Origin of the sequence: Polymorphobacter multimanifer (assembly GCF_014205635.1) — a bacterium.
Classification (GTDB): domain Bacteria; phylum Pseudomonadota; class Alphaproteobacteria; order Sphingomonadales; family Sphingomonadaceae; genus Sandarakinorhabdus; species Sandarakinorhabdus multimanifer.
On sequence record NZ_JACIIV010000028.1, the window covers coordinates 1 to 15,510 of the forward strand.

Genomic DNA, 15,510 nt, shown 5'->3' on the forward strand with positions numbered 1-15,510 from the left:
ATCGGTGATCTCCGTTGGTTGGATATTGCAACCCAAACCTAACCGAAGATCGCCGATGGCCAACCGCGACCTACACCACCACCTGGGACACGACCATTAAGAGTCCTTTGCCAGGGCAACGTTTTCAATGGGCATTCCGACAGTTCGTGGTTTGTTCTGCAACTTTCTGTACTAGGTGAGACTGCAGTTGTCGGAATGGAAAATAGTTGCCAGCGCAAGCCTGCTTTAAGACCAAAGCGGGAAGCGAAGCGTCCGCTGCTAACGTTTGCTAACCGAAATCGTAACTTTGCCGTTGTCCAGCTCCGGCACTTGGGCGCGGAGCCCGACACTGCCAGCGCGGAGTTCAGGGTAGATGTCGGGCTGCGGATATTTGCGCGGAAAGATGTACCGAGTGTGCAGCTCGTCGATGCGAATGCGATAGACACGATCGACGCAGGCTAAGGTGCGACAATGAGCGCGCTGCGCTAGGAAATTGGCTTGATTGGCATCGATGCGGCGTTTGCCGGCCGGCGCCTCGGCGGCGATGGCGCGACCATAGGCGTCGGACATTTGCACATCAAGCGCCGCCAGTTCCTCGTCGTTGCAAATCATGCGGTTTACCCACGAGGTAGCGCGGCGGCAGTTGAAGCTGGGGCTGAAGTCCCTGCCCGGTGCGGCAACAGCGCGCGGGGCGGTAAATTGGCCGTGCGCGGCAGGTGGCCCGCTTGGGCGGTCGGCGGTCTTTGCAAGTGCGCCGCCTGGCGTCAACACAGCGCGTGTGCGCTTTTCGGTGTAGTGTTGCGAAGCAGCGGAAGAGCGTTTGCGGGTGGGTGATGTTGCTGGAGGCGATGCCGCCGGGGTGTCAGGCACGTTCGCTGGAGCGCCTTCGACAGGCCGTGGCGTAACAACTGACGAGTTGCGACTCTGCATTGCGGTGATGGAGTCGACCGTCGCCTCCGGTGCCGCGCTGGCAGCGTCCGAGGCGTCGGATTGGGCGCGCTCCAGCGGCGCCGCGAGTGCTCCCGGATCGGTCGACGGTGCGGCGGTTGTCGGGACCATGTACCGGGTATCGGCTGGCGCTACAGCACCCCGAAGCCACCAGCCAAGGACCAGCGCAATCGCAAGTCCCGCAACGATAGCGAGCATAGCAGCCGCCCTTGTACGCCAATGGCGCCGCGCCGAGGCGGGCGACGCTGTGTGTAGCGGCGGCCGAGGAACCGGGCTCCCCGCCGGCTGCGCAGAGGGCGTCCCAGGAGGCACCTGACGGCGGCGATCGACGTGAATGGCATCGTCAGGAATGTCCGACAGCGTCCGTATGGGGGGTGTCGGCGAGGTGCCGTGCCGCGGTGCCTGGGGCTGTTCCTCGGCCGGTGTCGCAGCCTCACGACAGCGGCGATCGACGTGAATGACATCGTCGGAACTGTCGGACGGTGTAAGAATGGAAGTCGGCGCACGCCCGGTGTCGTCGTCCTGCGCCGGTGCGCGTACGGCGCCTGCTTCGGATGCGGACGGAGGGAGCGTGCGTGACAGCCTCGGGCCGGTATCGACCAGGCCCAGTTCCTCGGCCTTGCGGCGGCGCCATTCTTCGTTGTCGCTCATCGTAATCTTGCCATGGGCACATCCCGTTGGCAGTACGACGGGTGAACGCTTTGGTTGCGCGGAAAGCGTCGGCCCCAATCAGCAAGGCCATCTTCCCTCGATAGAAGATGCCTGGGTTGTGCCGAACTTTAGCAGCGGGGACAGCCGGACCGTCAGGATGCCCAGTGGCCCTACTTGGTGCCAGTGCCGATTTAAAGCCGAAAGTACGACAGTTCAGGAGCAAAGATTCCGCCAAATGTGCCATCGGGGAGCACATCGACAAAACTCGAAATTGATCCATCGCTACCGACCAGCCAGCTATACGCCTGATCGGGTGCCGCAACCGGATTGGCAACAAGCAATCCGCTGCCGCCGAGCGGGCGCCAAGGCCCTTTGATTTGATCGGCGACCATCCCGTACAGGCCAGTCGGTGCAGAAACTCCAGGCGCGAAGACGCTGGACTGCGTCGACCAGAACAGATGGTAGCGCCCGCCTATCACAACCAGATGCGGGCGCTCGAGTTCGTTGTTCACCCCGTCGGCACTCACCAGCGGAGGCAACAACCGCCAGGCGCTGCCGACCTGTTCGGCAATCCCGATAACGCCATTGTGCGTATGCCGCGAGCCTGCGGCTGAGCCGGTGAACAACAGCCATGCCTTGCCGTCTGCCGGATCGCGAAACCAGGCCGGATCTCGGAAGGCCTTGATGGTGCCCACACTACCGGTCGCTGCCTGCGCGAGATCGTACATCGTGCCGTCGCTGGCGACGAGCTCCGTTGCCGGTGACCATTCTTCCAGTCGCGGCCCGGGCTCGACGCGCGCCTTCGCCTCGAACAGTCGCTGCTCGAAGCTCGGCGTCGTTTCGCCGCGGCGGCCGGCGGCGGTGAACCACAAAGTCAGTTCGCGGCCACGCAAGACCGCACTGCCTGACCACTCCCGACTGCCCGGAGACCAGCCGTCCGGCATGGCGAGGCCGAGATCATGCCAGCCACCCGGTCCCTTGTGGAGCAGACGAATGCGCGCGACGCGGTGCCGTTCGAGAGGATCGACACTATGCGGCGCACTGAGGGCAAACCACAGCGCGCCTCCCTCCACCTCCGCGACGCTGCCGTCCTCGAGCTGCGCCGGCCAGAAATCCCACAGCCAATGGCCCGGAACAATGGGCTCATCGATATCGGCGGCGCTGATGAGCGGCGCTTGCGGCCATTGCGACGTGGCAAGTTGAGCCAGTGCGGTGGCCGTCCAGTGGGTCGTCATGCGTTCAGAAGCTGTAGCGCAATGCCGCGGAGATCGTGCGGCCGTTGATGGCGCGGGCGCGGACGATGCCGTTGGCAGGGATGTTTCCCTCTTCGGCTTCGGTGAAGCCGGCGACGTTGAAGAGGTTGTTGGCATTGACCGAAACCATCACGCGCGGCAGTGGCCGCACTGCCACAAAGGCGTTCACCTGCGCGAAGCCTGGCAGCTTGAGCGCGTTGTTGTCCTGCGCGAAGGACGCCGTGGTACCGATGATGTTGGCGCCCAGGGTGAACAGCTCGGTGTCGTATTGCGGGCTGATCTGGTAGATGAACTCTGCTTGCCGGCGGGGACGATTGCCGACGACGGCGGGGTTGAGAACGTCGCTGGTGATCTCCGCCCTGGTCCAGGTGCCGGTCGAGGTGAGGAGGAAGGCGCCGCGGCGCAGCGCGCCTTCGACTTCGACGCCCCAGGCGCGATATTCGCGATTGAAGAAGCGTTGGGTGGTCGCTTCGAAATTCTGCTCTTCGGTGCGGGCATGGAAGGCGGTCGCGTTGAGGGTGGCGCCCCCCTGCCGCCACTTGACGCCGGCTTCGGCCTGGCGGACGAAATCGACACCGGCATTGGCGTCGATCAGGCGGCCGGTGACCGTATCGATTGCCGGGCCGAAAAGCAGCCGATCGGCATTGGCGCGGCCGCCGCGGCTGTAGCGCGCAAAGATGGCGGCGGTGTCGGTCACCAGATAGTTGGCGCCGAGCGAATAGGACACATAATCATAATCATAGTTGAGGGGTGACGGAGCCTCATAGGGAATGGTGCCGACCCGGGTTTCAGGCACCGAGATGCGGCCATCGGCGTTCAGGTCTGCCGCTGTTATGCCCACCCGGCCGCCGCCGAGATCGGCCCCGAAAACCTGCCCACGTGCGCGGCCGAAATCATAACGAAGGCTGGCATCGAGGGTGAGATCGGCGAAGCGCGCGGTGCCGGAGACGAACGGGGCGTTGGTCGTGTAGCGCAGGTCGTAGCGCCGCCGGCAGCAATTGCCGAAGAAGCTGGCGGAATAGGCAACCGCGCCGGCATCGGTCTGTGGCGCGCCACTGGCGTTGAAGACATCGATGAGCGCCGCATCGCCGTTGCCGCGCACTTCGAGCAGATGTGAGGTCCACAGCCAGGCGGTGTCGATATCCTGCCGGCTGGCATAGAAGCCGGCGGTGATATCGATCTCGGCAGCGCCGGCATCGAAGCTCCTGGTCAGCCGCAGGTCGTTGGTGATGTTGTTGAGGCTGTTGAGCTCGACATCGAAGAGCACGATGCTGGCGAGGAGGCCGTTGCCGCCAAGGCTGGCGGGGTTGGTGATCGCCTGGCCGGCTTGCGGGCCGCTGGCAAAGCGCAGCTGCGCGCCGGGGCCGCCGATGCTGTCGGCTGTGGCCTGGGCATCGCCAACCGCGCCGGGGAAGGGCGAGATGAAGCGCCCCGAAATGTCGGACAGGCGGAAGCGGTTGATGATGTTCCAGCCCTCGGCGAAATCGACCGATGCCTCGAAGCCGCCCGACCAGACCAGCGGGCGCTGGCCATCGCGGATATCGCGGATGGTCGGGCGGTTTTCGCCGTCGAGGGTGCGCACGGTGGTGAAGTTGCGACTGTGCAGCGTGTCGTTGTTGATGTCGAAACCGGGGATGTTCTCGTAGCGCGGATTGGCATCGGTGCCGGTGACGCGCACCGGATTGGGCAGATAGCCGATGGCGCGGTCGTTCAGATATTTTCCGTAGACGCGGACATAGCCCTCGGCAAACTCGCGGGTGATATTGGCCTTGATCTGGCCACCCCTGTTGCCATCATAGCCTGCGGATCGCGGACCCTCGCCCTGGCGATAAAAGCCGCCGACATGATAGAGCCAGCCTTCGCCGAGCCGGCCGCCATAATCGGCGTCGAGTCGATATTCGCCATAATCGAGGCCGATCGTGCCCTGGATGGCACCGCCTTCCTCGCGGCCGGTCTTCGAGATGAGGTTGATGACACCGCCGGGCGAGTTGGAGGCGAAGGTGGAGGCGGAGCCGCCGCGCACCGATTCAACACGCGCCACCGAGAAATCGGCGCGCAGGAAGATGTCGGCATTGCCGAAGGTGATGTCTCCGAATTCCAGCACCGGCAGGCCATCTTCCTGCAACTGCAGGAACTTGGCGCCGCCCGACGCGACCGGGAGCCCGCGAACCGAGATGTTGGCATTGCCTTCTCCGCCCGAAGCCTCGGCGCGGATGCCGGGCAGATTGCGGAAGACTTCGGCGACCGAGCGCGGGGCGTTCTGCTGGATGGCCTCGGCGCCGATCGAGCTGACCGAGATCGACGTGGTGAGCCTGTCGGCGCCGCGCGCGATGGCAGTGACCACGAGTTCACCCTCGTCTACCGCCGGTGTCGGTGGCGGTGGCGGTGGCGGCGGCATGGTTTCCTGCGCCTGCCCCGGGCTCAGGGCCAAGGCTGTTGCACCTGCCAGCAGAAGCGTTCGCAAACCTGTCATCGCATCCTCCCCAGTTGCGCCCGTTTTCCGGGCTTGGAGACACGCTATTCTGACTCTGCAATCGATTGCAACGATATTCTTGCAACCGATTGCAGTTGCGCATAGCCTTGGCGTCAATAGGCCGGAATCGGCATTTGGGGAGGGATGATGGCTGCGGGACCCAGTGTGACGCTTGACGAAGCCGGCTTTGCCGCGACGCCGGCAGCGCCTCGCCCCAAGCTGTCGCTGCTGTCCATCGTCAACATGAACATTGGTTTTCTGGGCCTGCAGTTCAGTTTCGGGCTGCAGCAAGCCAACATGGCGCCGATCTATCGCTATCTCGGCGCCGAGGAGGCCAGCCTGCCGCTGCTCTGGCTGGCAGGGCCGGTGACGGGGTTGCTCGTGCAGCCGATCATCGGCGCGCTGTCTGACCGCACCGTCAGTCGCTGGGGGCGGCGGACGCCCTATTTCCTCATCGGCGCCATCCTGTGCAGCCTCTGCCTGTTCGCCATGCCTTACAGCCCGGCATTGTGGGTCGCGGCCAGCCTGCTCTGGATTCTCGATGCCGCCAACAATGTGACGATGGAGCCCTATCGCGCCTATGTGGGTGACCGGCTCGACGCCGACCAGCGACCGCTCGGCTATCTCACCCAGGCGAGCTTCACCGGGCTGGCGCAGACTTTTGCCTATCTCACCCCGTCGCTGCTGGTCTGGTGGGGCATCGGCAGCGACATGGTCGATGCCAATGGCATTCCGGTCATCACGCGCATTGCGTTCGTGATCGGCGCCTTTCTGTCGATCACGACGATCTACTGGTCGGTGTGGCGGGTACCCGAATTGCCGCTTGGTGCCGGCGCCATTGCCGTAATGCGCAGCGAGCCACTTTCGGCGCGCACCGCTGCAGCGGATATCGTTTCGGCGGTGCACGACATGCCCCCGGTCATGCGCCGGCTGGCGTTGCCGATGCTCTGCCAGTGGTTCGCGATGTTCGCTTACTGGCAGTATATTGCGCTCGCCATCGGCCGCTCGGTGTTCGGGACCGGGGATCCGGCGACGGCCGGCTTCAGGGATGCCGTGCTGCTGACCGGGCAGGCCGGCGCTTTTTACAATTTCGTCGCGTTTCTGGCGGGCTTCGCGATGGTGCCGCTCACGCGCAAGCTGGGTGCGCCGCGCGTCCATGCTGCAGCGCTTGCGATTTCGGGCGCCGCGATCCTCACGGTACCGGGCATCACCGATCCGCTGCTGCTGGCGCTCCCCATGCTCGGCATCGGCATAGGCTGGGCGAGCATGATGGGCTGCCCCTATATCATGCTCGCCAACGCCGTACCGCCCGCGCGCACGGGCATTTACATGGGCATCTTCAACATGTTCATCGTGGTGCCGATGCTTGTCGAAAGCCTGACAATGCCGCTCATCTACTCGCCGCTGCTCGGTGGGGACCCGCGCAATGTGCTGATGCTGTCGGGTGGCCTCATGCTTGTTGCAGGTCTTGCAACATTGCGCATTCAGCCCGGCAGCGTGGCGCAGCCGTCATGACTCGAGCCGCGCACCACCAGCTCGGGCGGCAGTATCACCGATTCGGTGTCCTCGCCGGCCATGCGACGGAACAGCAGGTCTACGAGGCGATCGGCCCCCTGCTTCAGGTCCTGGCGCACCGTGGTCAATGGTGGGTTGGTGTGCGCGGCGAGCGTCACATCATCATAACCGACCACCGCCACATCGCCCGGCACCGACTGGTTCCGCTCGGCAAGAGCACGAATTGCCATCATTGCGATGGTGTCGGAGGCTGCGACGATGCCATCGATCGGCGCGCCTTGCGCCAGATCGGCGGCGATCATGGCATAGGCGGCTTCGGGCGTCATTGGCACCGGCACCATGCGCACGCCAAGGCCGGCTTCGGCAGAGGCATTGGCGTGCCCTTCGAGCCGCAAACCGATCTCCGGCACCTTCGGATTGCCATAGAATACCAGTTGACGGCGGCCTGCGGCGAGCAGGTGCGTCGTTGCGAGGGCACCCCCGCGCAGATTGTCGGTGCCAACCGAGCAATAGGATTGTCCCGGCAGATGTGCGCCCCAGACAACCAGCGGCCGATGCCGCGCCGCCACCCGGTCGATGATGGCACCCTGGTCCGACTGGCCGATGATGATGATGCCATCGGTACGACCCGAAGCGACAATCCGATCGAGCCAGCCGTCGTCGGCGGGGATCACCCGGCTCAGCAGCAGGTCCTGGCCGCGGTCGGTGAGCGCATCGGCGAGATGGCCGACCATGGTGATGAAGAAGGGATCCGACGGGTGCTGCCCGGTTTCATGGCCGAGCGGAAGCACGACACCGATCGCCTGCGCCTTGCCAATCCGCAACGCCCGCGCGGTCTGGTTGATCTGAAAACCATGCTGTGTGGCGAGTTCGGCAACGCGGCGGCGCGTTTCGATCGCGATGACCGGGTTGCCTGCGAGCGCCCGGGAGACGGTGGACTTCGAGAGACCAGTAGCCTTTGCGAGATCGGTGAGAGTTCGGATCATGGATGCCACTAGCAGCCCCGCAGCCCCATTGCACAAGTCGGATTGAAGATCGATGAGCGATCCTCTTTTTGCGGGTGTTGAACTCGGCGGAACAAAGTCCATTGCCGTCGTGGCACGCGGCTATAGCATCATCGACCGTATCCAGCTGCCCACCACAACGCCGGCCCCGACGCTTGATGCGCTGTCCTGCTGGCTATTGCGTTCACAAGCGGTGCACGGGGATTTCGCAGCGATCGGCATTGGCAGCTTCGGTCCCGTGTGCGTCGATCACCGAGCCGCCGAATATGGGTGCATCACCAATACACCGAAGCCGGGCTGGGCCGATACGTCCGTTCTCGATCATTTCCGCCAGCGGTTTCATGTGCCCATCGGGTTCGATACCGATGTGAATGGTGCTGCGCTTGCAGAAGGCCGCTGGGGAGCCTCCCGCGAGGCCAGCGTGCATGTGTATATGACCATCGGCACTGGGGTCGGAGTTGGGATCGTCGTCGATGGCCGTCCGCTTCACGGCGCGATGCACCCCGAATTCGGCCATATCCGCATCCGCCGTCTGCCCGGTGACAGTTTTCCAGGCGTCTGCCGCTTTCATGGCGACTGCCTGGAAGGGCTTGTCAGCGGCCCTGCCATCGCCGCTCGTACCGGCGACGACCCCAGCCGGTTCTCGATCGAACATCCCGTCTGGGAAGCGGTCGCGGCCGATCTGGCTGAAGCAGTCGGCACACTCATTCTTACTGTATCGCCGCAAAAGATTGTCATTGGGGGTGGGGTTGCGGTGGGGCAGCCGCGTCTTTTCGAGAAGCTGCCTCCACTTGTTGCCGTGCGGCTAGCCGGATACTACGGCCATGGCACAGCGAGCTTGTTGGACGAGATGGTTTGTCGTCCTGGCCTTGGTAATGATGCCGGGCCACTCGGCGCCATCGCGTTGGCGTTTGATGCGCTCTGACCGCGGTCTCCAATGCGACCGAACTGCTTATGATGCCGTATCAGAAAGCTTTGGCGTTATTTACAGATGCTGCAGTGAGCTGGTCCCGCCTGTTTCGACAGTTTGGCGACGCAGTTCGCTTAACGCCCTGTCCAAGAATCCGGGACCACCTCAATGACAAGACTGCGGACAGCTACCTCGGCTTCATCCACCTCGTCTCAATCCGGTTGTGGATGCGTGAATTTGTCAACGCCTCCTGGAAGCTGTCAGGGTTGCCCGGCAGATTGCCAGCGCCTGGCCCAGACCTCCCAATCATGGAATTGCAGCAGAGCCGCCTTTGAAGCCGGCAGTTCCTGCTCTTGACCAGCCAGCGCCTTTTCAACCAACGGTCTCGACAGGATGCCTTCTCGTACCAATATCCCGTCCAGCAAGGTTTGTTGAAGCCTTGGGCATTCTTTCAGGAACACCTGATCATAGATTTCTTCCGGTGTACTTTTGCTGACGCGGCCGACAATGGCGGCCGGAAGCCGGTCCTTGAATGCAATGCGGGCAACATAACGGTCTATTCCCCCACAGACCTGCTGCCAGGTCGGCAGACGCAGACACAGTTCCAGAACTGGCTGCGCTAGAATTGGGTAGATTCGGTCCACCTCGGGATAGCCGGGCTGTGACAGGTGATAGTCGATATTCAAAAAAGCCGATGTAACCAGCTGAAGATATTTGCCCTTCGGGAAATTCTTCGGGGGGTGCAGCATGGGATGAAGACCGGCCTTGAGAGTGCCGACATCCACCAGGTCCTGATTGAGAAATTGCGTTCGGGGTTGCGGCGGTATCAGGCCGAGCACATAGCTGCTGCAATCGAGCGGCCGGAAGCGCTCCAGCACCGCACTGCCGGCCGTGCGCGCCATCGACCTGCCGCCATATTGTGCCGCATCCAGCACGACGCGCGGCAGTTGCGCCAGGGGCTGACGCAAGCTGACATGGTCGAGGGCCGAAAGAATTCCCGGCATGTGATAGAGAACGCTGTCGCCCCCGAAGCCATAGGTGAACGCGTCGATGCCATGATCGCGTGCCAGGCCGTAAAGGTCCCCGGCCATCTGCAGACAATCGAATACGCTGGAGGGTGAGGGCCCGAGCTCCTGTCGCTCCAGAACCTCGAGGTCGACCCGCGACGGATCAAGCCGCGTCTCGATCAAGTCGGCCCCGACGTGCTGCGCCATCGCGCGCGTATAGTGTCGCTCGTCGCCGCGAAAGGAATCGCTGTAATGGGTGACACAGGCAAAAGAACCGCTCGCCCGCGTCTCGGCCAGCGAGGCGAGAACAATCGACGAATCGAGCCCCCCGAGGTTGTGCAGGATTTTGGTATGGCGCCTCGTCAAGGCTTTGGTGACGGCATCCAGGATGGTTCGCAATTGCGCCGCGATGTCGTCGAGCGGCAGCGTCAGCGGATTTTCAGCCAGGCGGACCGGATCCCACAGGTACTCGCGCTTGCGCTCCCCTGAAAATGTCGAAAGCTCTCCGGGCAAGACCGTGTCGACTTCACGCAATCCGGTGCCCAACTTGCTGACATTGGGAAGCACGGCAGCGCCCACAATGGCGCTGTAATCAATGTTGAACCGCTGCCTTGGCAATCGGGTGAACACTTCGGCGTTGGAAGCAAATACGTCCGTGCCGCGCCAGCAGAGATGGAAACAGGGCAAGCCCCAGCATGGATCACGGAACACCTGCAGATCCTCGTGCCCGTGGCTGGCACGGAAGCCGACGTAATCACCCCAGATATTCTCGAACAGCCAGGCGACACGGTCGCGCAACGAGCCGCCAGTTGCAGAGGTCAAAGCTGGATCGTTCCGCCATTCGGGAAACCCGGCCGCTCTGCTGAACGTCTTTCCAAGCAGGATTGTCCCGTCTTCCAGCACCAGGGGGCTGCCGGTGGTGTGTTCGGCGCTGCAATGCCAGATCAACAGATCATGTGTGTCATGTATCTTCTGCCACTTCCGAATTTGGCAAGATTCTATATTGTCCATCAACTCGACGATCTGCGATCGAGTCGCTTCTGATCTCGGTGTGGTACTGAAGGCAATATAGCGATACAATCAGATCTCCATGATCACGGTATATTCGTGAATCGTGCAAGCCTCGTCATCAACGGCGAAATCACCCCACTGCAACCAGGCATGCGCCCTGAATGGCTGCAGCCGAACCCCGATCCGCCAGGTCAAAGCGGAGGCGTAATTCCTGAAATGGGCCAACATGCACAATGTTTCGACAAAGCAGTTGTTTTCCACCGTCATGAAAAGCGGCCTGGTCCGCCTGTACAGTTCAAGAGCTTCAGAGAATTCCTGCAGCTCCGGCTTCGCACGCGACGCAGTTTTCCAGCCATGTACAGTCTTGGTAATACGATCTATCGACTTGGTCTTGATCATCATGCGGGCCATCAGCAAGGCCGTTGCAAAACGGGCAATGTCCCTGATGCCGGGCTCTGGTTGATCCGTCCTCACGATTCGGGGAATTTCGCGCACCACCTGCTGATAGACAACGGGACGATAGGGTTTCCCTGTCGCTTCTGCGGTCAGAAGTCCTCGTTTCTGAAGTTCAGCAGCGACTTCGAGGGCTTCCGTTGAGACTCTTATCGTTTCAAACAGCTCGCATTTCGATCCGGGTGTTGCGATGATAGGACTGACGTATCCGGTGTCGGCGCCGGAAAGAAGCAGGTATTGACCGTTTCTGGCGTCCATAAAGACCATCTGGTCGTCGCACATGGCCATGTACGCTGTTTCGCTCAACAAAAAGCGCGGCGACGTCATATTGCCCCCCCGTAACCTGTGCAAATCGACCTGCGTTTCGCAACCGGTCCATCGGAGTTGCAATTCGCCTGCACCCGGACACCAGCTATCGAGGCGCTTTTGCGAACATCAATTGCGCCGGCGCTCCTGCAAGCGCCTGTTTCTTGCCAAGGCGCCGCGGATCAGGCCAATCTGCCGCCGCGAGCTTGAATTCGCGGTTGCAAATGCGTCTTTGCATCGACATTCGCTGGTTGCAGAATAAATTGATTCCGGTGTCCAAATAAGCGGCAACGATGCAAAAGCAGCTCAGCTTACGCGTTCTACCCAGCCGGATGTAAAGGGAGACAGCAGCTCTTGGCCCCAATGCCCCGCAATGGCCGCCTGCTCACCAGGCCTGATGTGCTGTTGGCAGGCAGGCGGCCACTTAGACTTACTTCCAGCCCTTTTGCGACCGAGTCGACCAACCTTCGATCATCCATCCAGCGCCGCCCTTGGTGACCTCGGCAACCTGCCCCATCGTCTCCAGTCGGCTAGTCAATTCTTTTTTAAAGAATACGTCCTTGATCTTGCGCATTGACAAAATCCTCTATTAAGACACCGGATTTCCTTCCGGCATTGTAACTTGGCGGCACAAAGTCAGGCTGTCAATAGTGAGGTTTTCAACTGTCAGAACCTGGCGCGATAACTTGCTGCCGCCGGCTATCTGTTCACAGACGCGACGTTTGAGGCGTGGATCTCGCGCGCCGGCGGGCCTCCGCAGAGTGGACCAGGCACCGCCGCGTCGGCGCCGGCGATCGCTGCAGGCGTCCTGACAGAACTGCGCGCTTCGAAATGGCCAGCGCTTGCTGAGGCAGCATATCTGGTCTCGCGTGCCGCGCCACATCTCGGTCGCGCTGATCGAGACACAGCTGTCGGTGGGTCCGATCCGGAAGGTAGCGAGGCACGGGCGGAAGGGCAGGGGGCGTGGCATTGCGACGGATTGGGAGGGGTCCGCTGTCACCCGTTTGCAAACGGACGTTTACGTGACACGACAGATTGGGAGGACAAAGCGTGCTGATCGGCTATATGCGGGTCTCGAAAGCCGACGGCAGCCAGGTGACTGACCTGCAGCGCGATGCTCTGATCGAAGCCAGCGTCGCTGGCGACCAGCTCTACGAGGATCGCGCAGCCGGCAAGCGCGACGATCGGCCCGGGCTCGATGCCTGCCTGAAGGCGTTGCGTGAAGGCGACACGCTGGTCCGTTGGAAACTGGACCGCCTCGGGCGCAACCTTAAGCACCTGGTCGACGTGGTGCAGGGCCTTAACGCCCGCGGCGTCGGGCTGAAGGTGCTTACCGGCCCGGGCGCGTCGATCGACACAAACACCGCCAACGGTCGGCTGATGTTTGCATTCTTTGCCGCTTTGGCCGAATTCGAGCGGGAGCTGATCGTCGAGCGCACCAACGCCGGCCTTGTGGCGGCGCGGGCCCGCGGCCGCAACGGTGGGCGGCCGTTCAAGATGACGGTCGCAAAACTGCGACTCGCCCAAGTAGCCTTGGGACAGCCGGAAACCAAGATTGCCGACCTGAGTGCAGAGATCGGGGTCACGCGGCAGACGCTGTACCGGCAGGTAACGCCGAAAGGCGAACTCAGGCCCGATGCTGAAAAGCTTCTGTCTCAGCGAAGGAGGTGAACGGTGTTCCATCGCCTCCTGTTGCTCTTGTTGCTGTGGGACTTCGGCCGGCCGACCACCGCAAATGCGTCGGAGCCGCCAGTGTTCGAGATTGCGCTCGACGAACCTGTTCATGTCACTATCGCCGGCCAGCCCGCAGAGCTCTCGTTTGTTGTCGGCACCGTCGATCAAGTCACGTTGAACGACAGCTTTGTGGAACAGCTCGGGCTGCGGTCTGGCGCCACGACCAAAGCAGATTTGATACTCGACGGCACGTCCAAGCTTACCGGCCGTCGAGCCGGCGCCATGCTGGAAATCGCGGGTTTGAAACGTGAGCAGCAACTTTACTGGCTTCCGGGACGACTGACGCTGCCGCTCCACGGCACCATCGGCATCATGGCGGTACCGCATCATCGGGTGAGGCTGAAGATCGGAAGCAATGAGGCGCCGCTGGCATTGCGGATGCCGTTGGCCGGCAGTGTCGATAGCACCGCCTATGGCCTCGTTAATCTCTCGCCCGCTCGGCTTGCCGTCACTTTGAACCCGTCGATCAGGACATTGTTGCCCCTCATTAGCTCAGCACCTGGCGTTGACCTGAAGTCTGTCATCGCGGGCCGATTCACCGGCGAGGAGTGGGAAGAAGAGGCCGGCCTAGGCATCCGCCACAAAGTTCGTCGCTTTGAACTGGCCCAGCCACTGCAGCTTGGCAGATTGCAATTTAGCGCCCTCGCTGCGCGAGTTGTCGCGATGCCGGCTCGGCAGCCACGGCCGAAGACCGGAGAGAAACCGACGATTGTGCTGACCTTGTCGCGCGCCCAGCTCGAGGAGCAGGGCTGTAACTCTTTGGTCGTCGACAAGCAGGAGATGTCCATAGCGTTTTATTGCACAGGGCCTGCATCGCCTTCGAACATACAGATTGCGGGAGCGGTGCGCTTTTCGGGAGATAAGCTGGCGAACACGAACAGGTCGATGGAAACGCCGCTGGCTCCCCAAACTTCGCAGGGCTCTCCTTCTACCCCTATCAGTGTCGCAACAGCGCCGGCGATATCGCCCGACGGATGGGTCGAATTGCAGCCGAGCAATCCCTTGCTTGTTAAGATTGCGGGAAAGAATGTCGAACTGGCGCTCGACACCGGCGATCTTCCGGGCGTGTTGCTAAACGAAGTCGCCGCGATGCGCCTAGGGCTGGGCAGCGGCGCGCGACAGGCGGCCATTACTTATGCAGGCCGCAAGACGGCCGAAGCGAGCGGCGCCCGCGAGACGGTCGTTGCACTAATGCGCGGTGCGGCCACGAATATCTTATGGCTGCGTGGATACGACGGGGAACTGTTCAGCGGGAGTATCGAGCTGAGCTCGCTCCCGCACGACCGACTGCGCCTTCGACTGTCGCCCGAGGAAGCCGGAGCGCGACCGGTTCGACTGAAGCTGGTCGTCCCTCGCGGACGGTCGTCAAGAGGCGCCACCGAACTGCCTGGAATGGCAAGCTTCCAGGTCGACGCCGCAATACAGAAAAGCTGGCAGCTGCCGCTGGTTTCCAAATCGCTGGCCGCCGATCTGGTCAAGATTCTGGGCGGGCGCCTTGAAGGACGGCCATGGCTGGAGACATTGGGTTATCAACTGCGGCGACCGGTGCGACGCCTTGTATTGGCAAAACCGCTGGTCATCGGGCCGCTATCATTCAAGGCCGTTGCGGTTCAGATTGGCGGCACCCCCGATGAGTCCAATCGACTGGCGCGTGGCCAGGATGTGCTGCCTGATGCCGATGCCGATACCGATCCCGACGAGATAGTCGTTACAGGAAAGATGTCAGGGCCGGCCGGCCGCCGCATCAGCCTGTCCCGAACACAGCTTGCAGAACAGCGCTGTTCGAGCCTTGCGGTCGACAAGCCGGCGAGCATCTGGGAGCTCATTTGTCGGGGTCCGGCCTAGCTGTCTTGGCACAGGGCAGGGCAATGGCCAGGCCGGCTTCTCGTTTTGTTCCACTTAACGTTGTCTATATCCCAATGGTCGCGCTGGCCTTATCTGGACTGGGCCAAGGATCGGTCCCGCCCAGCTTTCTATCGGCGCGCTGGAAACAATGGTTTTCAGCATTTTGTCCGATGCCTCGCGTTTAAGGGGCGGGCCGATGCCAGATCCCTTGCTGTGCTGGACTACCGGGCCTTCGTAAATCTTGAGCTCTGGAGTCGACGACGCAATCGCGGCCCCGGCTTGGGAGCGACCTACTGTGTCGAAGGCGCTTTCCAATGCCGTCGCAAACGCCTTGGCTATGAGGTGGGGCTTGCCATGCCCCGGTTTCGACCACCTGAAAATCAACCGAGCCATCGCCACCCGCTACGACCAACTCGCCGAA

At 62.2% G+C, this 15,510-nt stretch carries 11 protein-coding genes; 4 read left to right on the forward strand and 7 right to left on the reverse strand.

The window, feature by feature from the left end; genetic code table 11:
* Positions 1-258: 258 nt before the first annotated feature.
* The 3 genes from FHS79_RS15480 to FHS79_RS15490 all read right to left on the reverse strand — a co-directional run bounded on the left by FHS79_RS15480 (position 259) and on the right by FHS79_RS15490 (position 5,304).
* Positions 259-1,125 (reverse strand): lysozyme inhibitor LprI family protein, encoded by an 867-nt coding sequence (locus FHS79_RS15480; protein ID WP_184202202.1) that lies wholly within the window; start codon positions 1,123-1,125, stop codon positions 259-261.
* Between the two features lie 644 nt (positions 1,126-1,769).
* Complete coding sequence (locus tag FHS79_RS15485) at positions 1,770-2,813, reverse strand: glycoside hydrolase family 68 protein (RefSeq protein ID WP_184202205.1); 1,044 nt, start codon at positions 2,811-2,813, stop codon at positions 1,770-1,772.
* A gap of 4 nt (positions 2,814-2,817) precedes the next feature.
* Positions 2,818-5,304 (reverse strand): TonB-dependent receptor domain-containing protein, encoded by a 2,487-nt coding sequence (locus tag FHS79_RS15490; RefSeq protein WP_184202208.1) that lies wholly within the window; start codon positions 5,302-5,304, stop codon positions 2,818-2,820.
* Between the two features lie 243 nt (positions 5,305-5,547).
* Between FHS79_RS15490 and FHS79_RS15495 the strand changes: the two genes are divergently transcribed.
* Complete coding sequence (locus FHS79_RS15495) at positions 5,548-6,819, forward strand: MFS transporter (protein WP_184202287.1); 1,272 nt, start codon at positions 5,548-5,550, stop codon at positions 6,817-6,819.
* On the opposite strand, the gene FHS79_RS15500 is transcribed toward FHS79_RS15495, so the two are convergent.
* On the reverse strand, positions 6,789-7,805 hold the full coding sequence (locus FHS79_RS15500) for a substrate-binding domain-containing protein (protein ID WP_184202211.1): 1,017 nt from the start codon (positions 7,803-7,805) through the stop codon (positions 6,789-6,791). The two genes, FHS79_RS15495 and FHS79_RS15500, sit on opposite strands and share 31 nt — an antisense overlap.
* A gap of 52 nt (positions 7,806-7,857) precedes the next feature.
* Here FHS79_RS15500 and FHS79_RS15505 point away from each other — a divergent pair, with 52 nt between their 5' ends.
* Positions 7,858-8,748, forward strand: coding sequence for an ROK family protein (locus FHS79_RS15505; RefSeq protein WP_184202214.1), 891 nt, complete (start codon positions 7,858-7,860; stop codon positions 8,746-8,748).
* Positions 8,749-8,993: 245 nt separating this feature from the next.
* Here the strand turns inward: FHS79_RS15505 and FHS79_RS15510 are convergent, their stop codons facing one another.
* From FHS79_RS15510 to FHS79_RS15520, 3 genes are all read right to left on the reverse strand, one after another.
* On the reverse strand, positions 8,994-10,820 hold the full coding sequence (locus FHS79_RS15510; protein WP_184202217.1) for an asparagine synthase-related protein: 1,827 nt from the start codon (positions 10,818-10,820) through the stop codon (positions 8,994-8,996).
* A complete protein-coding gene (locus FHS79_RS15515) occupies positions 10,821-11,531 on the reverse strand; it encodes a lasso peptide biosynthesis B2 protein (RefSeq protein WP_184202220.1) in 711 nt (236 codons plus the stop codon).
* A 409-nt stretch (positions 11,532-11,940) separates the two neighbouring features.
* The gene (locus tag FHS79_RS15520; protein WP_184202223.1) at positions 11,941-12,084 is read right to left on the reverse strand and encodes a hypothetical protein; all 144 of its coding nucleotides are present in this window, start codon (positions 12,082-12,084) and stop codon (positions 11,941-11,943) included.
* A gap of 476 nt (positions 12,085-12,560) precedes the next feature.
* Here FHS79_RS15520 and FHS79_RS15525 point away from each other — a divergent pair, with 476 nt between their 5' ends.
* On the forward strand, positions 12,561-13,181 hold the full coding sequence (locus FHS79_RS15525) for a recombinase family protein (protein WP_184202226.1): 621 nt from the start codon (positions 12,561-12,563) through the stop codon (positions 13,179-13,181).
* Positions 13,182-13,184: 3 nt separating this feature from the next.
* Complete coding sequence (locus FHS79_RS15530; RefSeq protein WP_184202228.1) at positions 13,185-15,089, forward strand: hypothetical protein; 1,905 nt, start codon at positions 13,185-13,187, stop codon at positions 15,087-15,089.
* The last annotated feature ends 421 nt before the right edge of the window (positions 15,090-15,510 follow it).